Source organism: Bacillus sp. LK2, from assembly GCF_001043575.1.
Classification (GTDB): Bacteria; Bacillota; Bacilli; order Bacillales; family Bacillaceae_G; genus Bacillus_A; species Bacillus_A paramycoides.
On sequence record NZ_LDUK01000001.1, the window covers coordinates 1 to 22,249 of the forward strand.

At 34.5% G+C, this 22,249-nt stretch carries 24 protein-coding genes and 4 pseudogenes; 5 read left to right on the forward strand and 23 right to left on the reverse strand.

Translation table 11 applies throughout. The annotated features are described in order from the left end of the window. Window positions 1-399: 399 nt before the first annotated feature. Window positions 400-813, reverse strand: coding sequence for a carboxymuconolactone decarboxylase family protein (locus tag VK90_RS00005; RefSeq protein WP_116500451.1), 414 nt, complete (start codon window positions 811-813; stop codon window positions 400-402). Window positions 814-937: 124 nt separating this feature from the next. Here VK90_RS00005 and VK90_RS00010 point away from each other — a divergent pair, with 124 nt between their 5' ends. Both VK90_RS00010 and VK90_RS00015 read left to right on the forward strand, forming a co-directional pair. Beyond that, entirely contained in the window at window positions 938-1,390 is a 453-nt protein-coding gene (locus VK90_RS00010) for an Lrp/AsnC family transcriptional regulator (RefSeq protein ID WP_048369457.1), read from the forward strand. Between the two features lie 101 nt (window positions 1,391-1,491). Further along, a complete protein-coding gene (locus VK90_RS00015; RefSeq protein ID WP_025150950.1) occupies window positions 1,492-1,674 on the forward strand; it encodes a DUF3913 family protein in 183 nt (60 codons plus the stop codon). Between the two features lie 37 nt (window positions 1,675-1,711). On the opposite strand, the gene VK90_RS00020 is transcribed toward VK90_RS00015, so the two are convergent. After that, a complete protein-coding gene (locus VK90_RS00020) occupies window positions 1,712-2,728 on the reverse strand; it encodes a CPBP family intramembrane glutamic endopeptidase (RefSeq protein WP_048369460.1) in 1,017 nt (338 codons plus the stop codon). 188 nt (window positions 2,729-2,916) lie between these two features. On the opposite strand from VK90_RS00020, the pseudogene VK90_RS30460 reads away from it, so the two are divergent. Then, window positions 2,917-3,015, forward strand: a pseudogene (locus VK90_RS30460) (hypothetical protein); the annotation flags it as partial. An 82-nt stretch (window positions 3,016-3,097) separates the two neighbouring features. On the opposite strand, the pseudogene VK90_RS00025 reads toward VK90_RS30460, so the two are convergent. The 18 genes and pseudogenes from VK90_RS00025 to VK90_RS00105 all read right to left on the reverse strand — a co-directional run. Next, window positions 3,098-3,331, reverse strand: a pseudogene (locus tag VK90_RS00025) (ABC transporter permease); the annotation flags it as partial. A 10-nt stretch (window positions 3,332-3,341) separates the two neighbouring features. After that, window positions 3,342-4,133 carry a hypothetical protein gene (locus tag VK90_RS00030; RefSeq protein WP_048369463.1) on the reverse strand — a complete coding sequence of 264 codons (792 nt, stop codon included), beginning with the start codon at window positions 4,131-4,133 and terminating at the stop codon, window positions 3,342-3,344. After that, complete coding sequence (locus VK90_RS31290) at window positions 4,130-4,567, reverse strand: hypothetical protein (RefSeq protein WP_442853646.1); 438 nt, start codon at window positions 4,565-4,567, stop codon at window positions 4,130-4,132. The genes VK90_RS00030 and VK90_RS31290 overlap by 4 nt, the downstream gene beginning before the upstream one ends. 74 nt (window positions 4,568-4,641) lie before the next feature. Continuing rightward, window positions 4,642-4,827: pseudogene (locus tag VK90_RS31295) on the reverse strand (ATP-binding cassette domain-containing protein); the annotation flags it as partial. After that, window positions 4,824-5,204, reverse strand: a complete 381-nt coding sequence (locus VK90_RS00040) for a GntR family transcriptional regulator (protein WP_048369465.1) — start codon at window positions 5,202-5,204, stop codon at window positions 4,824-4,826. The pseudogene VK90_RS31295 and the gene VK90_RS00040, both read right to left, overlap by 4 nt. Before the next feature lie 191 nt (window positions 5,205-5,395). After that, window positions 5,396-6,778: a putrescine aminotransferase gene (locus VK90_RS00045; RefSeq protein ID WP_002171004.1), complete on the reverse strand. Its 1,383-nt coding sequence runs from the start codon at window positions 6,776-6,778 to the stop codon at window positions 5,396-5,398. After that, on the reverse strand, window positions 6,779-8,272 hold the full coding sequence (locus VK90_RS00050) for an aldehyde dehydrogenase family protein (protein WP_048369468.1): 1,494 nt from the start codon (window positions 8,270-8,272) through the stop codon (window positions 6,779-6,781). It lies immediately after the preceding gene. 287 nt (window positions 8,273-8,559) lie between these two features. Continuing rightward, complete coding sequence (locus VK90_RS00055; RefSeq protein WP_048369469.1) at window positions 8,560-10,689, reverse strand: sigma 54-interacting transcriptional regulator; 2,130 nt, start codon at window positions 10,687-10,689, stop codon at window positions 8,560-8,562. 144 nt (window positions 10,690-10,833) lie between these two features. Continuing rightward, on the reverse strand, window positions 10,834-11,082 hold the full coding sequence (locus VK90_RS00060) for a hypothetical protein (RefSeq protein ID WP_025150960.1): 249 nt from the start codon (window positions 11,080-11,082) through the stop codon (window positions 10,834-10,836). Window positions 11,083-11,109: 27 nt separating this feature from the next. Continuing rightward, window positions 11,110-11,400 carry an SAV0927 family protein gene (locus VK90_RS00065; protein WP_025150961.1) on the reverse strand — a complete coding sequence of 97 codons (291 nt, stop codon included), beginning with the start codon at window positions 11,398-11,400 and terminating at the stop codon, window positions 11,110-11,112. 17 nt (window positions 11,401-11,417) lie between these two features. Beyond that, window positions 11,418-12,698: a Glu/Leu/Phe/Val family dehydrogenase gene (locus VK90_RS00070; RefSeq protein ID WP_025150962.1), complete on the reverse strand. Its 1,281-nt coding sequence runs from the start codon at window positions 12,696-12,698 to the stop codon at window positions 11,418-11,420. A 130-nt stretch (window positions 12,699-12,828) separates the two neighbouring features. Continuing rightward, window positions 12,829-14,178, reverse strand: coding sequence for an APC family permease (locus VK90_RS00075; protein ID WP_048369471.1), 1,350 nt, complete (start codon window positions 14,176-14,178; stop codon window positions 12,829-12,831). Between the two features lie 434 nt (window positions 14,179-14,612). Next, complete coding sequence (gene nrdF, locus VK90_RS00080) at window positions 14,613-15,581, reverse strand: class 1b ribonucleoside-diphosphate reductase subunit beta (RefSeq protein ID WP_025150964.1); 969 nt, start codon at window positions 15,579-15,581, stop codon at window positions 14,613-14,615. Between the two features lie 97 nt (window positions 15,582-15,678). Then, window positions 15,679-16,629 (reverse strand): ribonucleotide reductase, encoded by a 951-nt coding sequence (locus tag VK90_RS00085; protein ID WP_308197275.1) that lies wholly within the window; start codon window positions 16,627-16,629, stop codon window positions 15,679-15,681. Window positions 16,630-17,011: 382 nt separating this feature from the next. Further along, window positions 17,012-18,139: pseudogene (locus VK90_RS00090) on the reverse strand (ribonucleotide reductase N-terminal alpha domain-containing protein); the annotation flags it as partial. Further along, a complete protein-coding gene (nrdI, locus tag VK90_RS00095; RefSeq protein WP_002170995.1) occupies window positions 18,126-18,485 on the reverse strand; it encodes a class Ib ribonucleoside-diphosphate reductase assembly flavoprotein NrdI in 360 nt (119 codons plus the stop codon). The pseudogene VK90_RS00090 and the gene nrdI, both read right to left, overlap by 14 nt. Before the next feature lie 486 nt (window positions 18,486-18,971). Beyond that, window positions 18,972-19,289 (reverse strand): hypothetical protein, encoded by a 318-nt coding sequence (locus VK90_RS00100; protein WP_002170994.1) that lies wholly within the window; start codon window positions 19,287-19,289, stop codon window positions 18,972-18,974. Window positions 19,290-19,314: 25 nt separating this feature from the next. Further along, window positions 19,315-19,509 (reverse strand): hypothetical protein, encoded by a 195-nt coding sequence (locus tag VK90_RS00105; RefSeq protein WP_048369473.1) that lies wholly within the window; start codon window positions 19,507-19,509, stop codon window positions 19,315-19,317. A 262-nt stretch (window positions 19,510-19,771) separates the two neighbouring features. Here VK90_RS00105 and VK90_RS00110 point away from each other — a divergent pair, with 262 nt between their 5' ends. After that, window positions 19,772-20,350, forward strand: a complete 579-nt coding sequence (locus VK90_RS00110; RefSeq protein WP_048369475.1) for a GNAT family N-acetyltransferase — start codon at window positions 19,772-19,774, stop codon at window positions 20,348-20,350. 53 nt (window positions 20,351-20,403) lie between these two features. On the opposite strand, the gene VK90_RS00115 is transcribed toward VK90_RS00110, so the two are convergent. Beyond that, window positions 20,404-21,006 (reverse strand): histidine phosphatase family protein, encoded by a 603-nt coding sequence (locus VK90_RS00115; protein WP_002170991.1) that lies wholly within the window; start codon window positions 21,004-21,006, stop codon window positions 20,404-20,406. 91 nt (window positions 21,007-21,097) lie between these two features. Beyond that, window positions 21,098-21,280, reverse strand: a complete 183-nt coding sequence (locus VK90_RS30060) for a hypothetical protein (protein ID WP_081806944.1) — start codon at window positions 21,278-21,280, stop codon at window positions 21,098-21,100. A 230-nt stretch (window positions 21,281-21,510) separates the two neighbouring features. On the opposite strand from VK90_RS30060, the gene VK90_RS00125 reads away from it, so the two are divergent. After that, entirely contained in the window at window positions 21,511-21,696 is a 186-nt protein-coding gene (locus VK90_RS00125; RefSeq protein ID WP_025150969.1) for a YkvS family protein, read from the forward strand. A gap of 54 nt (window positions 21,697-21,750) precedes the next feature. On the opposite strand, the gene queF is transcribed toward VK90_RS00125, so the two are convergent. Next, a complete protein-coding gene (gene queF, locus VK90_RS00130; protein ID WP_002163902.1) occupies window positions 21,751-22,248 on the reverse strand; it encodes a preQ(1) synthase in 498 nt (165 codons plus the stop codon). Window position 22,249: the final 1 nt, after the last annotated feature.

Below are 22,249 nucleotides of genomic sequence, written 5' to 3' on the forward strand. Positions count from 1 at the left end.
CTTAAGTTGATGGATGTGGGGTATCGCCCCATGCCCATTAACCTAGGATTTTGAAGTATCCCCATGACAAAAATTTCATCCTTTCATAGTTGTCCATAGAAATTTAGTTCATTTTTTTCGTTTTGGGGAAGAATGTATTTCTTAACTTGATAGCGGTGGGGTAGCACCAACAAAACGCGAATTTCTTTAGTTGATTTATCAATATTAATAGTATTATTTCAAAGCTACACTAAGACATAAAAAAATACTAATTTCCTGTAAGTGTTTTAAAAGATAGAAAACAACTGTTTACGGTATGAAAATAGTGCTATTCACCAAGAGGAATTTTTTACTTCCCCTTAGGATAGCACTACACTACATTATAAGTGCTGCTTGATTAAGCATAACATCCCCCCCTTCTTAATTTGACTGTAATTGTGCCAAAAAGCCAAGTTGTTGTGAAGCAGTAATAAAACAAATATAAGCACAAAGCTCTACAATTTCTTTTTCCGTCCAATATTGTTTTAATACATGAAACATATGATCATCTATTGCGTTACGATTATGAACAAATGTATGGGCAAAAGTAACTGCTACACTTATCTCTTCAACTTTTTGCACGTCATCTGGTCTGCCCTTTGCCATACAGTACGGACATTCATTCCCATATGCCAATGTTCTTCGCACCTGTTCTTTTAATTCTTTTGAAAGAGTACCTGTTTCATTTAATGTATCCTCTAGCATACTCCATGAATGTAATATATCCGGATTATGCCCTAATAATCTTTGAAACTTTGTTTCTCCAACAGTTGATAATGAAATTCTCTCCATCATTTTCCCCTCCTATTTCCTTCCTTTTTATTGTAAAATAAATAAATGATATTTTACATTTCATATGAATCTTAATTTATAACTTTTCTTTACAAAAATCATCATTTTACTGGAGGTATACTTACAAATGCAACTAGATCGTGTAGATCGTAAAATTTTAAATGAATTATATAATGATAGTCGCCTTTCCATGCGTGAATTAGCGAAACGAGTAAACTTATCCGCTCCTTCTACTACAGAACGTGTTCGCAAGCTGGAAAATGAAGGTGTCATTCAAAAATATACAATTGATATTGATTATAAAAAAGCAGGCCTTGTATTAGACTGTATTTTAGAAATCACCTTAAAGAATGGTGATACAACACGTATGCAACAATTTATTCAATCTTATCCATCTGCAAGTTTTTGTTACCGGGTAACAGGGAGCTTATGTTACATCGTTAAAATTTCTGTCCCCTCACTCGTTGAACTTGAAGAATTTATCAATGATGTTTCTTCATATGCAACAACAGTTTCTCATATCGTATTATCAGAAGTATCTCTTACTCCTGATATTGAACATATTTTCCCAGAAGATTAATTCATCTTTATTCATAAAAAAGATAAAAAACCCCTTACAAAAAGAATAAAAATGATTTATTATGTATTAAAATACATAAAGATCGAGAAAGGGGCCTTACATTGAAAATCTGGTTTTATGAAAAAACAACACAATTAGATGATTTGCTTGGTATTTGGGACAATGTTCCGACCATCCCTCGAATTGGTGAAAAAGTTGAACTTCTAAAAACGGTTCGGATCGTTACAGATATTAAATATGTGAAAAACGGAAATAATTTCCGCGTAGAAATTATTACAAATTAAAAAGTAGCTCTCCTTTTTTACCGGAGAGCTACTTTTTTTATGGCCTATAATCTGCTTTTTTTATAATAATCTTATCTTCTTCTACAGCTACTGTTACATACTCATTTTCTTCTAACTTGAGTTGGTTTACAGCTTCATCTGGCAGTTCCACCGCCATCAATCTATCTGTTAGTATAACTTGGCTATACATTTCATTTCCTTGCGGTGAATTCATCACTTTTTCCTCATTTATTAAACGAATCGGTGGCACCCCTACTTCTTTTACGGTACGCCAATTTTTCCAAATAAAAGGAATTAACCATAATAAACCGATAATAGCTAAAATAATACCCATCCATAAATTGCTTTGTGCCTGTAATTCCTTAATCGAAATTGCATCACTTCCATCTCCGCCTATAAATTGCATACTAGTTGCAATAAGATTGTTTACAGCGTGTACCGCAATATTTGTCCATATGTTCTTTGTCTTTATGTAAAGAAGACACATAATAACCCCAAACATAAAAGCACCGATAACATCAAAATGTCCCAAACCGAAAATAAGCGACGATATAATAACAGCTCGTTTAATCCCCCATTTGTAAGCCATTCGTTGCAAGAAAAAACCTCTAAAAATAACTTCTTCCATAATAGGTGCTAAAATGCACGCTGAAATGAAACTGAATATCGCCATATATATGTTACTCGTATTAATTACAATTCCATCTTCTAACATACTAACTAAGAAATTAGGTAAAGTATGTGCTAATATGTAAAATTGAATATGGGATATGCCAACTGAAAAAATCATTCCCATTATCGTTGCTAATAAAATTAACCCCCAATGTAAACGTCCTGGCTTATCAAAAAAACTTTTAAAAACAACATTATTGTTATTTGTTTTTACGTATAACCAAAATAGTGGAAATACAAAAAATATAGATATTTGTGATATGAATTCTATTGTACTGTCAGAAGCTCCTGACAAATTTAATGGAATCATCGTAAGGAACATTCCTATAATCATCCATCCAAAAAAACTTCGTAGTCTTATACGTGAAAATGCATAGTGCATATGGAACACCTCCAAAGATAGTAAAAAGTAAAACTTTAATCATTGTTTTATGCGCACTCATCTCCTACAAATGGCGGGATAACTAAATTATAATATGAATATAGTTGAAAATCTTCCTATTTTTCTCAAATACTATCAAACAACATACCTATTAAATTATATAATAACGACCTTATTTGATATACCATATCGCTGTTTTTCAACTTAGTTTTAATTATAAATATGTATTTGCTGCACTTAAAGACTATATAAACCAAAAGAAGGCTGGAAAAGACCCGATATTTTACCTAGCTTGAAATATACAGAATACTGGGGGATTAAAGAATGAGCTGGTTAATAAAAATCCCCGTTAACATGGGGATTTTTATATTATAATACGTCACGTTTTTGGAATAATACAGTTGATGCTACAAGTAATACAGCAAAGTATGCAACCACAAGTAATAATGAAGTTGTAAATGTAAATTCTGTAAATGGCGGTTCTATTCCAACGCTTACTAATTTATTGCTGTCGTAAACACTTAAATTCAAATGGAAAAATACCACAAATTTCGCTACACCTTTCGCAAACATCATTAGCACCATATAAATTGCGTCTTGGATGATTCCCCCTTTAAACTTCTAGCTTTTTGTCGATGATGCGACCTGTAACTACTATTAATACAATTGTTAATAAACAATTAAAACATAGATTTAAAACTGTAATCTCTGTACCAGAATAAAATGATGTATTTAAAAAGCCGTTTTGATCTATAAATCCAATATTATTTATAGCAAACACATGCCTTTCTACTTGCTGAAAGATAGACATCATTTCCAAATTAAATGCGGCAAAAACGATGAATAAAACTACGCAAACGATCTTACTCATTGATGATTTCATTTTGAACAGTTTTACAATTACCATAATCAAATAAATAGAAACTAGCATATTAACAAAATCTAGTCCCCATAAGAAAATAGATATCGTATGCTGTAATATTCCATAATCATATAAACTGTGTATTTCTTGCTGGACACCTAAATCTGTTTTTCCTTTGTAAATATTTAAAGAAAAATAATATAGAAAAATGATTCCTATTCCTAGCAAAATCATAAAGAGTAGTACAAAAAATAAAATATTTGCACATATATACTTTTGTGCTGAAATAGAAGTATAACGAAGCATAGAGTTTTTTAGCATTTTCCGAAAAGACGATATACCTGTTAGAAGAATTGCAAATCCAGTTATACTTAGTACGATCAAAAATATAATAATTATTATATCCTGCCTCTCTGAAATTCTAACCCCTGAAATTCCCTTCATATTAAATAAAAGAATTAATGAAGCTGTAATAAATCCAAAGTAAATAATGGCTATTTTTCTCTTATTACAATTATACAGATAACGAAAAAGCTGACTCATTTCTCATAGACCTCCTTAAACAGCTCATGTACCGCCTTACCCCTTTGAAATCGTAGCTCTTCTACATTTTCATACAAAATCATTTCTCCATCTTTCAAAAAAATCACTTCATCGAATATATTCTCGATTTCTTCTATTAAATGAGTTGAGATAAGCATCGTGCAATCTTCTCTGTAAAATTTAAGGATAAGTTCCAATACATGTTCTCTAGAAACAAGATCTATACCACCGAGTGGCTCGTCTAGAACATACAACTTAGCTTTTCGTGAAAATGTTAATATAATTTGCAGCTTCTCAATTATTCCTTTTGATAATGCTGTAATTCTTTCTTCTAGCGGTATTTTAAATTCAACTATCGTATCTACCGCTTTTTGAATATCAAATTCTTTATAAAAATCCCGATAGAAAAATAAAGCATCTTTTACAGTCATCATTCTTCAAATATCGGCTTATCTGGCAAAAATGAAACGATTTTTTTCGTCTCTAACCCCACTTTTTTACCGTTAATGGTAATGCTACCTTCAGAAGGATGTTGTAAGCCCGCAATCATTTTCAATAACGTCGTTTTCCCGCTCCCGTTATCTCCAACGAGCCCAATAATTTTCCCTTCTGTAATCTCTATGTTTAACTCACGGATTACTGCTTTCAATCCATATTTCTTCCATAAGTCTTCTATTTTTAATAGCTCTGTCATTCGCTCTCCTCCCTTTTCTCACTTAATGAAGAACGAAGAATCGAAAGAATTTCTTCTTCTGAAAAACCTAAATTGTCCATTCCATCTATAAAGGAATGAAGCAATTCTTTCGCCATGTCTTTGCGCAGCTCCATAATTTTCTCCCCTTCATTCGTTACATATCGTCCCATTCCTCTACGTGTAACAACAACCCCATCCCGTTCCAGCTCTTGAAATGTACGCTGAATCGTATTCGGATTCACTTGTAATTCACTCGCTAATTCACGTACGGAGGAAATTTTATCACCAGGCAATAAATGTCCTGTTACAATTTCCTTTTTTATGTATTCCATTACTTGAATGTAAATTGGTGTATTTGGAGAAAACTCTATTTTCATTTCTTCCCTCCTGTCTTAGTGTATTAGTTAAATAGTACACTAAGACAAATTATATGTAAATACTTACAATATAATTTGTAATAAAAAGGCAGTGTAACTTTCGTTACACTGCCTTCCTTTAATAAAATATCAGTAAATCTATTCAATGATAGTTTCACTCGTTTGAATTCACATATAACCTTATGCGAAAATTATTTTACTTTCACTTGAGTTAGCACAGATTTAAACGTATTAATAACTGTATCTACTTCTTCATAACTAATTGTTAGAGATGGTTCAATACGAATTGTTTTTGAGTTAATTAATGTTCCGGCAACAAGAATACCTTGATCAAACATCGCCTTTGACACTTCATAACCAATCTCGTCTTTATGGAATTCAATACCAATCATTAAACCTTGACCACGGATTTCAAAGATTTTATCTTCGTGCCCTTCTGCTGCCTGTTTCAATCCTTTTAAGAAATACTCCCCAACTTCCGCAGCTCGTTCTGGTAATTTCTCTTCTAATAATACATGGATTGTTGCAATTGCAGCAGCACATGCAAGAGGATTTCCTCCAAATGTCGTTGTATGCATAAATGGATTTTCAAACCAACTTTGGAATACTTTCTCTTTCGCAACGATAGCTCCTGCAGGCATTACACCCCCACCAAACGCCTTCGCAAGACAAATAATATCCGGCACAACATCATATAATTCTGCAGCAAACATTTTTCCAGTACGTCCCATTCCAGTTTGCACTTCATCAAAAATAAGGAGTGATCCAAACTCATCACAAAGCTCTCGCACTTGTTTCAAATAATTTTCTGGAGGTAAAATAATACCGCCCTCTCCTTGAATTGGTTCTAAAATAACTGCTGCAACATCTTCTCCCACTAATGCACATGTCTCAAATGTTTTTCTCATCATATCAATATCGCCAAATGGAACGTGGCGGAAACCAGGAATTAATGGTAAGAATGGCTTACGGAACATTCCTTTTGCCGTTCCAGATAGGGCACCAAGACTCTTACCATGGAAGGCACGAGTTGTAGAAATGAAAGTTGTTCTTTCACTATACATTTTTGCTAGTTTTAACGCTGCCTCCACACTTTCTGTACCACTGTTTGTAAAGAAGGCGTATTTCAAATCACCAGGTGTAATGTCCGCTAAAATCTTTGCAAGAATTGCTCGAAGCGGATCTAATAAATCCTGACTGTGCAATGCTTGGCGTTTTAATTGATCTGTCACAGCTTTTACTACTTTCGGATTACGATGACCAACATTGTAAATTCCGAATCCACCTAAACAGTCGATATACTTTTTACCATTAATATCCATAAAACAAGATCCTTCATCAGACCATTCTACTGCTGCAAATTGTCCATCTTTTGTTACTGTTTTTCTATAAGCAAGAAAACCAGGATTTACATGCTCTCTAAATCCATCTACTGTTTCTTTTTGAATCCAATTCGCCTCTTCTTCCGAGACTTTTTCTTTTTCAATTAACTGTAGTACTTTCGTAATATACTCATTTACATTTGAATCTTTTACATCTTGTTCATTCAATTTATTTTTCACGTTCGTTTCCATCTAATTCACCCCTACATTTTTTTTATTTGCAAACCAGCCAATAGGTTCTACTTCTAGATTTATATTAATCTGTTTAATTTCTTGGAATTCTTCTAAACCAAACGTTCCTAAGCTACGCCCAATACCACTTTGCTTATATCCACCCCAAGGTGCCTCATTGTATGTTGGATGATAACTATTAATCCACGTAATTCCTGCGCGAAGTTTACGAATCACGCGCATTGCTTTTGCACCATCAACTGTAAATACTCCTCCAGCCAAGCCATAATCTGTACCATTTGCCAACTCAATTGCTTCCTGTTCACCTTTAAACTTTTGAATTACTACAACAGGACCGAAAATTTCTTCTTGTACAATGCGCATCTCCGGTTTTACATTGACAAAGACCGTTGGTTCAATAAAGAAACCATCGCCTTTTCCATCCTCTGTTATCCGTCTACCACCGCAAGCAATGTCTGCGCCTTCGTCTTTCCCAATTTCAATGTAGCTTAATACTTTTTCCATATGTTCTTGACTTACAAGTGGACCCATTTCTGATTCTGGATTATCACCAGGTCCAACGTTAATTTGCTGTGCTCGCTCTACAAAACTATTAACAAATTTATCGTAAATATTTTCTTCCACGAGGATTCTTGATCCTGCTGAACATACTTGTCCGCTACCTGCATAAATACCAAACAAAGCATAATCAATAGCAGTCTCAAAATCTGCATCTGCAAAAATAATATTGGGGGATTTCCCTCCAAGTTCTAACGAAATCTTTTTCATATTATCTGCCGCTGTTCTCATAATGTGTTTACCTGTTTTTGTTCCACCCGTAAAGGAAATCATATCCACCTTATGACTCGCTGCAATTTCATTTCCTACTATCGGACCTGCCCCCATTACCATATTGGCAACACCTTTTGGTAGCCCTACTTTTTCAAGAATTTCGAATAGCTTTGTTGCAGTAATTGGTGTCACTTCAGAAGGTTTAAACACAATTGTATTTCCAGCTGCTAAAGCAGGTGCAATTTTCCATACACTCATCAATAGCGGATAATTCCATGGAACAATTAATCCACAAACACCAACTGGCTCTCTTACAACCATCGCTTGTATCGGATCGGCTACATGATATGTTTGCCCATCTGGCTTTGTAATCAAGCCGGCGTAATAGCGAAAACAAGCCGCTGCATCTCCAATATCTCCTTCTGCCTCACGGTATGTTTTTCCATTATCCATTGTTTCAAGATACGCTAATTCTTCCATATTTCTATCAACTTCATCTGCTATTTTAAATAAATATGATGCCCTTTCAGCAGCGGATGTTTCTGACCAAATTCCGCTATCAAAAGTCGCTCTTGCCACTTCGATCGCGTATTTTGCATCCTCAATTGTTCCCTCAGGTGCATATGCTATACCCTTGCCATTCGCAGGGTTAATAATCGTTCTTTTTTCTTGATTACTAGACTCTCTCCATTCACCGTTTACATACATTTTTAAATCTAGCACTGTATTGAATCCCCCTTTATCGATCGTTTATATATTTACAAGCAATTTTCATGCCAATATATAAAGTGCACCAAAATCATACACAGACTGACTATTTTCTTAAAATCAACAAAAAATTTATGCATTTTCGCATGCGTTATTCCATTTTGCATAAAACGGAACATTAATCATTTCCGCTATCATCTTTAATTTTGCTAAAACTTGAAATGATATTCCTACTACCCGCAAATATCAAAATTACTCTACAAATTACCAAAAAGGAGAAGTCTATATGACCTTCTCCTTTTTTAGGAATAAGAGATTATATCAGCCTCCATCCCTTTTTCGCTAACAATTTTTTGATATTTACGACTCACTGAAGATTGGCTGATTCCAAGGGCTTTTGCAGCCTTAGTCGTTGTTTTATACTGCTTCATTGCAAGTAAAATCAATTGTTCTTCTACAGAATGTAGTGCTTCTTGTAATGGTAATACTCTTGTAATAACTGGTTTTGATTTTTTAAAGTCATAACCAGGTGTTAAAAACTTACTAACAAACTCCGCTTCAATTACTGGATCGTCTGCTGATACTACTAAACGTTCAATCATATTTTGTAATTCACGTACATTTCCTGGCCATGAGTAAAACTCTAGTAAGTTAAGCGCATCCGGAGTTAAATGATAATTTTTATTATATTTTTCATTTAACTGTTGCAAGAAATGAAAGGCAAGTACCGGAACATCTTCCATTCGCTCTCGTAGAGGAGGAACTTGCAATGGAATTACATTTAAGCGATAAAATAAATCTTCACGGAACGTTCCTGCCTCTACCATTTTTTCAAGACTCTTATTTGTAGCGGCAATAATTTGTACATTTATTTTCGTGGGTATTGTACTTCCAATAGGAATTACTTCTTGTTCCTGCAGAACTCTAAGCAATTTCACTTGCAAATGTAAGGGCATTTCTCCAATTTCATCTAAAAATAAAATACCTTGATCAGCTCGCTTAAAATATCCTTCTTTCCCATTTTTATCTGCTCCTGTAAAAGCACCTTTCGTATAACCAAATAGTTCACTTTCTAACAAAGTTTCTGGAATTGCACCACAATTTAATTTTAAAAATGGCTTTGCAGATCGTTTTCCAAGTTGATGAATTGCTTGGGCAATTACTTCCTTCCCGACGCCCGATTCTCCAGAAATAAGAACATTGGAAGAAAAATCTGCTATTTTTTTAGCTTGGTTAATAATTTGTTCCATTTTCGGACTACAGTAAATAAGCTTCTTAAGAAAACGATCTTTATTTTTAAAGTCATCTAACTCCTTCTTATATTGCTCTGATATCTTCTTTATTTCATGTAATTCCGTCTTCAATCTCGTTGCTTCGGTAATATCCCTTGAGGCAATAATAATTCTATGAAGCTCTCCGCTTTCATTAAATACAGGATTTCCAACTGCTAATATTTTTCTTCCGCTTTTTGTTTCTTGTACAACTGATACCTTTTTTTGTTGTTCCAATACTAATCGCGTAACAGATGGACTAAATAATCCTTTCTTCTCTAAGTCTAAAAGATTTTTTCCTAAAAGATCTTTCAAATTACTCCCCCAAAAATCATTGATAACGGTTTCACTGTAACGAATTAATTCTCCTTTATGATTAACAACTAATATTTCATCATAAATACTAGACAAGATTGCATGTAAATCTTTATTTAAATCCTTTATATATTCAATTTCCATCGCCATGTCCTCAACCATCGGCAAATCTTGTACAATAATAACCATTCCTTCGATACTTTGATCAAAGTTTGGAATAGGACTATAGTCAACTAATACGCCCATCTCATTTGTGATTTGTAATTGATTCAAAATCGTTTTTCCCGTTGCAAATACGTTATTAATATGTTCTTCATTAAAAATCTGTTCTGCTGATACATTCATAACTTTTTCAGGCGTCGATTTAATCATCTTCAAACCAGATTCATTGCAATTTACAATTCTTTTTTCACGATCTACTACAAAAATCCCCATTGGAATAGACGTTAAAATAATTTTCAGTATATCAACACTCTGATTTTCTTGTTTAAATAGTTCTGCAAAAACATCCTCTCTTCTTATATATCCTGTTAACTCATCCATTTCATTTTTCACTATGGCAATCGGCGCTCCAATAATTTGAAAAAGAGCTGTTAAAGAAATATCTTTACTAAGATGACATATTGTATCTAGCGAAACAGCATTTGAAAGCAATGCCTTGGAAGTTAATCCCTTACTGTTTGATAGCAGATCCTTAACATGAACGTATGCAAATAATTTCTCTCCTCTTTTTAAAAATAGAAAAGATTCTTTTATATTTTCAACATCTATATTCCATTCCTTTTCAGATTGATCGATAGGTAGAGAAACAATAGGTCTAATTTTTTTATGAGCAATGGAAAACATTCTGCTATTCCTCCTTTGAACTAATTAACTTGTATTGTATCATTAAATGCATATTTTTTTAATTAATCTGAAAATAAAACATTTCTTCCTTTGTTTAATAAAAAAAGGAAGATGAACGCTTCCATCTTCCTCATTGTTCTATCATTAATCACTACCACTAACGAAAAGGTCTTCTTGAATATAAGCTAATACCATACCTGGAATTACTTTATCTCCTGCCTCTACTTCTAAAGATTGAACTTCTCCACTACATCCCATCTTAATTACTTCCAGTTTACCGTTCATATCTTTAATAGAAAATAATGGCTCCCATTCATAAACTCGAGAATCCTTATCAATAGACACTTTTTCAATTGTTCCATAGCATGGGCTCGTAATAATATCATAGTACATAATCAATCATCCCTTTCTTTTATTCTATTAATATTGTTCTTCTAACCTTTGTGACTGAAGAATCATATGGAAAAAGCTTTGAAACTCTTCTATATCTTCTACCTCAATTCCTAGCCTTGGTGCCCAATATTGTTCCTCTCCAATATCTTCTTGACTTAATAAAATCATTCTCCCATTTTGAATAGAGGTAACCATTGCTTTTCCAAGAAACTGTTGTGAATACGTAACAGCTATATCATAACGATGACTATTCGACAAAATACAATAATAACCGATTTGTTGTCTCTCCACTTCTTCTAATAAAATATCCAGTTTCATTTGAGCCCTCCTTTGGGTTAAAAATGCAACCAACCTCTTAGGCGAGATACTTCTACAATCTTGCGAACCCCTTCAATGTAAGCAGCAATTTTCATATTTACTCCATAGCGTTTAGAAGTGTCAAGTACGCTAGAAAAACTAGAGGTGATTTTTTCCTTTAAACATTGATCAACATATTGCTCTGTCCAGTAATATCCTTGGTTATTTTGACACCATTCGAAATAAGAAACAATAACGCCACCAGAGTTTGCTAAAATATCTGGAACAACCAAAATTCCCTTTTCTTCTAACATGGTTATCGCTTCTTTTGTTGTTGGACCATTTGCAGCCTCAATGATAATCTTACATCCAAGCCTTCCTGCATTATGTTTCGTAATCACTCCCCCAATTGCCGCTGGAATGAGTACGTCACATTCTTTTTCTAACAACTCCTGATTAGAAATTGTTTTACTAAAGAGATTCGATACTACACCAAAAGAATCTCTGTTTTCTAGTAAATAAGGAACATCGAGACCGTCTGGATTATAAATTCCTCCTATAGCATCTGATACCCCAACTACTTTCACACCAATATCATATAAATATTTCGCCAAATACCCTCCAACATTCCCAAATCCTTGAATAATAACCCGCATATTTTGCAGCGGAATTTGTTTTAACTCACTTACTAACTGAAGCGTATACAATACACCTTTAGAAGTTGCTGTTTCCCGGCCCTGTGATCCTCCTAACATTAACGGTTTCCCGGTAATAAAGCCCGGAGAGTCAAACTCCCTTATATGATCATATTCATCTAGCATCCAAGCCATAATTTGTGCATTTGTGTACATATCAGGGGCTGGAATATCTTTCGTCGGTCCTACAATTTGACTTACTGCTCTTACATACCCACGACTCAGTAACTCTAGCTCTCTAAAACTCAGCTCCTGCGGATTACAAATAATCCCGCCCTTTGCACCTCCATATGGCAGTCCTGTCACTCCACATTTTAGGCTCATCCAGCCGGCAAGCGCTTTTACTTCTTCTGCCGTAACATCTGGATGGAATCTAATACCGCCTTTTGTTGGCCCTGCTGCGTCGTTATGCTGAGCGCGATACCCTTGAAATACCTTTGTTGTTCCATCATCCATTCGAACAGGAATGCTTACTTCTAAAAAGCGCATCGGTTTTTTCAGAAATTCGAATACTTCGTCTGGATAGCGTAAAAAATGAAGCGCCTCTTTTAATATAGCTTGAAATTCCTCTAAAGGATTTTCAAGCTCAACTGTATTTGTTTGTTTTTCTGATTGAATTGGCACAATAACACCCCGCTTTATATTTTTACTAATTGTACAAAGCAATAATCGTGCCAAGTGAAAATACTATGTTAATCATATCGTGTCATCCCCCTACTTATGAATCTTTGAATGACTTATGCAATATTGCTTTTTATATTTCCTGTACTTCTTCAAAATGCATTTGCGGAGGAGCTGAACGGAACATATTTGTAATATATAGAAGGTACCCAATCCCAATAGCAGCCCAGCAAAGTCCCAGAATAAGTGAATGAATATTGAGGTTAAACCATAGTACTGCTACAGTACCAGCACCTAAAATAGGCATAACTAAGAAATTTAAACAGTCTTTTATCGTTTTATATCTTTTTTTCTTAATGATATAGTAGGAAATTACAGATAAATTAACAAATGTAAATGCAATAAGCGCCCCAAAGTTAATAAGAGATGCTGCCGTTTCTAAATCAATGAATATAGCGGAGAGCGAAATAACTCCTACCAAAATAATATTATATACTGGAGTTCGCCAGCGAGGATGAATGTATCCGAATATTTTCTTCGGAATTACATTATCTCGCCCCATTACGTACAATAATCTGGATACACTTGTATGAGAAGCTAAACCGGACGCAAGTGTACCCATAAGCGTCCCTACTAAAAAGAAAGCTTGAAATAGTTTTCCACCAACATATAACGCAATTTCTGGAGATGCTGATTCTTGATTTTTAAATACAGATGTATCCGGAAAAAAAGATTGTGTAAAATACGTAGTAGTAATGAATAAAATCCCACCGATTAAAGCAGTAAGAAAAATAGCTCGAGGAATTGTCTTCTTCGCGTTTGGTGTCTCTTCTGCAAATGTAGTTACTGCATCAAAACCTAAAAATGAAAAACAAAGAATTGTCGCACCTGCAACTAACGGTGATATTTGTATATCTGATTGAAAAAACGGCTGAATGGAAAAAACTTCTCCTGTTCCCTCTCCCGCTAGTAAACCTTTTATAACTAGAAAAACAAACACGGCCATTACTAGCACTTGAAATATTACTAAGAACGTATTGAAGTTAGCGGTAACATTTACGCTAATCATATTTATTAATGTAATCAGTAGAACAAAGCCAATGACCCATATCCAATTAGGAACACTCGGGAAAAATGCTGACATATAAATTCTCGTTAATAGTGCGTTCACCATCGGTAGAAATAAATAATCCAATAATGCTGACCATCCAACAAGAAATCCAAGCTTTGCACTAATTGTCTTCTGTGTATACGTATAAGCAGATCCTGCGGTAGGAAAAACCTTTACCATTTTGCCGTAGCTTGCAGCGGTAAACAACATCCCTGCTAATGCAATCAGATAAGCTCCTGGAACATGCCCACCCGTTTTTTCAGAAACGATCCCAAATGTATCAAATCCAACCATCGGTGTCATATACCCGACCCCTAGCATAACAATTGACCAAAGCCCTAATGAACGTTTTAGACCAACCACTTTTCCCACCTATCATTCCCCCTACTTTCTCTATCTAATTTCCATTTAAAGATTGACAGTCGAAAGGAAACGCTTTCAAATCACTGGATATATCACACCAAGTATTACCCCCTTTTTTCGTTTTTTTAAATATTCATGCAATTTTCGAGCCAAAATTTCTAGAATATAAAAATTCAATACGAAAAAGAACGTATAGGTGGAATTGGGCCTCATTTCTTCTCATTTTTTATTCATTTTGACATAAGTTATTCAATCTCTCATACCACTAAATATAAAAAATATAACTATAATCCGTGTTTTTTCTTTATTCCCACTGATTATAATCCCTCACAAATTGGGCTTTTATGGGATAAAAATATTTTTACGAAATAATAACATTATGTAAACTACTTATACAAAAAAGCTGTCTTTTTTATAAAGACAGCTTTTTCTATAACACTATATTAAAAATTGAATACGAAGTCATCATCCGATAACTTTTCAACGTTTGTTGCTTTTACGTAACCATTTCCTTTTACAGAGAAGAAATCATGGTTTTTCGTATCTGTACGTAAACCATTTAAAACGATTGGGTTAATTTCTTCTTCCTCAAACTTCGGCTCAAGTCCTAAGTTCATAAGTCCTTTATTCGCATTGTAACGAACGAAACGATTTACATCTTCCACAAGACCGATAGAAGTATAAATTTCTTCTGTATATGCCATTTCAATTTCATACAATTCCATTAATAACTCTTGTGTTTCTTTTTGCACTTCTTGTTGTTCTTCTGCAGAAAGTTCCGCGAAGATTTGTTGTGCTAAAATACCAACGAATACGCCGTGAATTGACTCGTCACGAATTATTAAGTTAATAATCTCACCACTTGCAGTCAATTTTCCTTGCCCTGCTAAGTAAAGTGGATAGAAGAATCCACTATAGAATAAGTAACTTTCTAAGAACACACTTGCTACCATTGCCATGTATAACTCTTTTTTCGTTACTTCAGGCTTTAATAAACGACGATAGTAACTAGTAATAATACCAGCCTTTTTCTCAAGTAATGGATGATTATCTACCCATTCAAAAATATCATCAATTTCTTCTTCCGTAGCTAACGTTGTGAAAATATGACTGTAACTCTTCGCATGTACTTCTTCCATAGCTCCCATGAAAGCTAATACACTTTTCGCTTGTAAATTTTCAAGATGAACAAGTACAAGAGGCATCCCTTCGCCACCTTGTTTCGTATCTAAAAGTGTTAAACCACCTAATACACGCTTATAAGCAATTTGCTCTTCTTTTGATAATTGCACCCAAGTATTTTTGTCAGAAGACACTGCGATTTCTTCTTCTGTCCAAAACTGAGCGATGTTTTGCTTCCAAAACATTAAACTAAAATCATCTTCTTTTTTATTCCAGTTTACCGCACGCATTAAATCGCCCCTTCTCTCTAAATAAACATGAAAAATTGATAACTAAGCATGAGCAGGGTTCAGAAAAACCCTGCTCACAATGTCTCACTTTTTCTTATTAAACAGTACAAGCTACGCACTCTTCCACGCTTAATTTACGTGTTCTCGTATAATACAGACTCTTCAAGCCTTTTTTATGTGCATAAATGTAGTAACGTGCTAACTCACGTGTTGAAATATCACTATTAACATAAAGAATTGTACTAATTCCTTGGTCAATGTGTTCTTGAACTTCAGCGATTAAATCAATTAGTTTAAATTGATTCATATCATAAGAAGATTTATAGTACCAGAACGTATCTTTTGATAAATATGGCATTGGATAATATGTTGTCGCATTCGCATACGTTCTTGATTCGATTTGACTAACGATCGGCATTACACTTGAAGTTGCATTTTGAACGTAACTGATCGATTGTGTTGGAGCGATAGCAAGACGATATGAGTTATATAATCCATTCTTCTGCACTTGCTCTTTTAAACTTGTCCAATCTTCTTTTGTTGGAATATGAATTCCTTCAAATAGTTGCTGAACTTTCTCAGTTACTGGGCTATAATCTGTCGTTTCATATTTTGCAAAGTATGTGCCTTTTGCATAATCCGATTTATCAAAGTCTTTAAATGTTTCGCCTTTTTCTTTAGCGATCTCCATACTTTTCTCAATAGAATAGTAATTTAACATCATAAAGAATGTACGAGCGAACTCTTTCGCTTCTGCACTTTCATAAGCGATTTTGTTTTTCGCTAAATATCCGTGTAAGTTCATTGCGCCAAGTCCAACTGAATGCAGCTCGTCATTTGCTTTTTTCACAGTTGGTGCATTCGGAATGATCGTCATATCAGAAACAGCTGTTAAAGCTTCCATTCCCGCATGAACCGCTTCACGAATTTCTTTATTTTCCATTACGTTTACGATATTTAATGAACCTAAGTTACAGTTAATATCGCGGCGGATAATGTCATCCGTACCGTAATCATTTATTTCAGAAGTTTCTTGAAGCTGGAAGATTTCTGTCTCGAATGTTCAACCGAGTTCGCTACTCCTCAGTCCGTTGCTCATGCAACTGCTGTATGTCACCATACAGGACAGACTATATCATCACCTACAGCATTACCTGATTAGGTGCTCCGCTTTTCGAACGCCAATCGCTTGCGCTCTACTCCCATAAGGGATAGTCGTTAGGCTTTTACTTATCTTAATCTTTCAGAAAGTCTCTTATTACTTTATGTTGTCCGATAACTCTGCTATACAAAATAATAAGATACATTCTGAACTTTTATATTTTCATTCTAAGATAAGATTTAGCACGGTAGGTTACCTCGAAATTGAGGCTTTCCCCGTTTAACGGAGTTTTCGACTAGCATTTCTACTAGAAGGTGCTACATATTTAACACAAGTTCGACATCTTCACAGTTCCAATATCCTTCAGTGGATGTTGATTATTTGCATTTGATTTAAACATTAAGTATGGATAACCAGACTCAAGTTGAATCATAGCAATTTTAATAAGCATATCACGCGCACTAATGTCTAGCGGCTTCTTCTTCACTTTCGGATTGCTCATTAATTCATCGTACATTTCATCAATATCAATATCATCTAAATGCTTGCCATATTCTTTAAACACTGTATAAGGCGCGAAAACATGGAAAGGTTCGTTTTTCTCAGCAAGTTCAAAGAACTTACTTGGAACGATAATTCCGATTGATAGAGACTGAATACGGCTCTTCTCATCGGCATTTATTTTTTTTGTATCAAGGAATTCAATAATATCCCAATGGAAAATGTTTAAGTATACAGCCCCGGCACCTTTTCGTTGGCCAAGTTGATTCGCATATGAAAACGAATCTTCAAGCAATTTCATAACAGGTACTACACCACTTGCTGCGTTATCAATACCTTTAATTTGCTCACCACGTGCGCGTAGCTTAGATAAGTTTAAAGCTACTCCCCCACCGATTTTCGATAGCTGCATCGCAGTATTAATGTTAAAGCCGATTGAATTTAAGCTATCGTCCATCTCTAACAAGAAACAAGACACCATTTCTCCTCTTCTGCTTCTTCCCGCATTTAAAAAGGTTGGTGTCGCTGGTTGATAGTTTTGTTTTACAATCATGCTTGCGAATTGTTTTGCCTTCGCAACCTCACCGCGTCCTAAGTATAATGACACAATTGCTACACGATCTTCATAGCTTTCTAAGTATTGTTTTTGATCATTCGTTTTTAACGCATAATCTTTGTAGAACTTAGATGCTGCCATATAAGATTGGAACTCGAAGTTTTCACCATAAGCGATGTTATATACTTCTTCTACTTCCTCCAAGCTATACTCGTCCAGAACGTTGTAATAGTAATCGTGTTCTTTCATATACTCCATTCGCTCTGCCACGCTATTAAAATGAACGGTATTCTCTCTAGCTTCTTCCATAAAGACTTCTAATGCCTCTTTATCTTTATGAAGCTGATAAAAACCGTCCTGCATTTGCGTGATTTCATTATTCAGTTCAATGTGTCGCAATCTCCCGCACCCTTTCTTTAAAATATTCTACATCATTATTTGTTCCAGATAACTCAAATTTTGATACAATAGGCACTTCATATTTAGCAGAAATTTTGTCAGCACTTGCACCGAACATGTCTCCCCAGTTACGATTGCCGCTTGCAGATACGCCTTTTAATTTGTCATTATTGCGTTCTAAAAAGTCTAAAACACGTTCTGGTACATTGCCAAAACCTGTTGTATACGTAATAAGAATAAATTCTTCATCTAGTACTAGATCTTCATCAATTTGAACGGCCGGCATATTTAATTTGTGGATGAAACGCTTCACGTTTCCTGTCATAGAATCATATGCAACTAACATTTCCGACCCTCCCTCTCCAATCTATATTCTCTGTATGTCGTTTCTTGATTTCTCTATATATTGTATTACGTTTCAAAATAAGACACAAGATATATGTATAAATTCTTTCTTTTTTTAACTTTTACTTTTCGACATGACCGCCGATTTTTTTCAATACAATGACTATGAAACAACATTCTAAAACTCATGTCAATAAAGTGCTTTTCGAAAAAGTTGTCAACGGATTTAACCTTATTTTAAAAAAAGTTAACAATATTTTTTGTCATAAAACGGTAAATGCTGGAGGAATATATTTCTCCAGCATCACGCAAAAAAGAACAGACTTTAAACGATAATCTGTTCCAAAAAACGATTACATTTATCCAATTTACTTTATTAAATATTATACATATACTCTTATTCCTCGTTACATACTAAAAGATAACTATTATAGAAAAGGATTATTATTATGGAGCTTCAATTTATTTATGAAAAAATTTTATATGTTTATTCACAATGTTCAATACGCAAAATATCTTTCACAAATATATGATGGGGATTCTCATCTTTATCAAGTAACGTACATACAGGAGCTTCTTCATCAAAGTATACGATCATTCCTTCTACGTACTGGTATGTACGCTGAACTTGTACAGTTACTTTAATCTCTGCCGCTTGCTCATATGCCCGTTTTATTTTCTGAAGCATTTTCGCTGAACACTTTCGTTTCTCTGGATACATAACCATTCCCATAAATCTATTCCCAGCTCTATCTTTCCACATATAATCCCAATGTGGTAATATGCCTTGTTTAAAATCGCCCATAATTCTCCTCTCCCTTATCTTCTATTTACGAACGTGGCGTTTCTGAATATGTATAAATCACCTGTCCACCACGCTGTGCGTTCCCAATAATATGTTTAAAATCTTCTCGATTTACAACAACTTCCCTGAACGTATAAAATACATCTTTCGTTGCAATATACTCCTTTATTTCACCACTTTTCAGCTGATCCAAAATTGTATTTGCTAATTGTTCATCCATGTATTTCACCTCTCTGCAATAGTTTATTTTATCGCATCTTCTATAGGTCGACAACGGTAAAATTATCCCGTTACTATTATGTAATTCACTTTCATTATTTTTATAGCTATATCACTTTATTATTTTCTCACTAAATATCATATACTAACATAGCTACTTCTCTATATCAAACTTTTTGACGCCCTGTATAACAAAGTTCCAAATCACTGTTTGATATTTTGTTTTATGCTACAATGATATATGTAGAACTAGGAGGGATACTATGATTCGGAAAGCAAAAAAGACAGATGCGGTAGAAGTAGCACCTTTACTGTATAACGCTCTGCACGAAATTGCTGAAAAAATCACAGGTAGCACAGTTGAAGCAAAAGTAATACTAGGACTTGAAACATGGTTCGCAAAAGAAAATAATCGATTGAGCTATGAAAACTGTTTAGTGGCTGAACAAGGCGGAAAGGTAGTTGGGGTTATTGTCGTTTATCACGGTAGTGACGCTGAACAACTTGATGCACCAATAGTACGCTACTTAAGAGAGTTACATGGAGATGAATCCATTACGTTAGAAAAAGAAGCTGAACTTGATGAGTATTATATTGACACGTTGTCAGTTTCAAGTATGTACAGTGGACGTGGTATTGGCTCTAAATTAATCGAGGCAGCTGAACTTCATGCAGCTGAAAAAGGTCATGAAAAAATCGCCTTACTTGTTAACTTAGAAAACAAACGCGCTTTTTCACTATATGAAAAACTCGGTTACAAAGAAGATAAAACCGTTATGCTCGTTGGCGAACCATATGCCCATCTAATAAAGCCATTACGTATATTAGTTTCCATGTTTTAAAAAGAAAGAGGCTGCCAAAAGTAGCTATTCAGCTACTTTTTGGACAGCCTCTTTTAAGTTAATTTTGTATTTAATACATTTCCATTCATCGCCTCACGGAATGTATACGCTGTACATCCCCACGGCTTACGATGAAAAATAGGAGGCCCAGACCACCCCATTGCCCTCAGTTCCGTACCAATCATCGTATTAAAATAACTATGGCTTACTAGCGCTATACGCCCGTGTACAAGCGCATAGCGATGTAACATGTTAGCAGCTTCTCTTGCTCGTTCTCTCGCTTCTTTATAAGACTCAACTTCTTTATGATATCCAACCATCCATAAAGCACGTCCAATGAAAAACCACGTCCCAGTTTTACATTTAAACCATGATGGTGCAAAAAAAGTCGATGGCACTTCTACTTCTCTAAAAAGTGAGCTTTGTATAAAAGACAAGGAATCCATTAATTCCGCTGCTGACTGCACAGCACGTCTTTGATCGCTCGATACAATCAACTTTGCTGATTCAATTGCCTCAATCGTTTCTATTGGTATGTTACATTCTCTGCTCCCATTATCTCCATCATACCTCTTCAGCCATTCATGAAATGAAGTAATTGTCATCGGTTCTATAGCACTATTCAAACGACCATGACGAATAAAAGAAATCCGCATTCTTTCCACTCTCCATTCATCACTTACGAACTATATTATGTACAATTTCTTACATTCATCATAACATGCTGAAAATGAAAGTTACACATTGCTACATATCACCACCACTATCATGCGTTACCGAAGCATGTATCCCATCCAGACCATCAAAATATGTAGTTGTTTCCTGATGACGAATTTTTTTCAACTGTATATAAGAAAATAAAAATAAAAATAACGCTATAAAACTCCCCACAACTTCAAACATCATTTTACCGCCCCTAGTTTCTCCCACTTTAATAGGTCATTGTACATCTTTATTATACTCCTATATAAAGATGTATGCATTTTTATCATTCCTCTTTCTAACAACATGTTTTGTGCATATTCCCTTACAAAAGTGAATATTTTTCGAATTTTTACTTTGGAAACATTTACAAATTAGAAAATATAGTTCAAAATAAGAGGAAATAAAAAGCCCAAATTATTCTTTTTTGGGGAAAACTGTAACAAGGAGAGTTGCTTATGCAGATCGCAGAAACTGGAGATATCATTGAATTTAAAGGTGGAATGCAAGGCCGTGTTCAAAAAGTAAATACAAACTCCGTGATTGTTGATATAACTATTATGGAGAATTTTAGAGAACTAGATATGGAACCTCTTACAGTTGTAAGCCATAAAAACTATACTGTTATTAATCAACATGCATAATATAATAGAAAGAAAGGATCTGTATATCATACAGATCCTTTCTTTCTATATATATTAACGATTATCAATTGTTTCTGGATATAGATCGTGATTCATCATGCGGTAGTCTGCCATTTGCTCATACTTAGTTCCTGGGCGACCGTAGTTACAGTAAGGATCGATTGAAATCCCACCACGTGGTGTAAATTTCCCCCATACCTCAATATAACGTGGATCCATTAATTTAATTAAATCATTCATAATAACGTTCATGCAATCCTCATGAAAGTCACCATGATTTCGGAAGCTAAATAAATATAGCTTTAATGATTTACTCTCTACCATTTTTTGTTCTGGAATATAGCTAATATAAATTGTCGCAAAATCTGGTTGTCCTGTTTTTGGACATAAACTTGTAAATTCAGGACAATTGAATTTTACAAAGTAATCACGGTTTGGATGATTATTATCAAATACTTCTAAAATTTCCGGGCTATATTCAAATAAATATTTTGTATTTTGATTTCCTAATAATGTTACATCTTTTAAATCTTCATCTAATCTTCCTGCCATT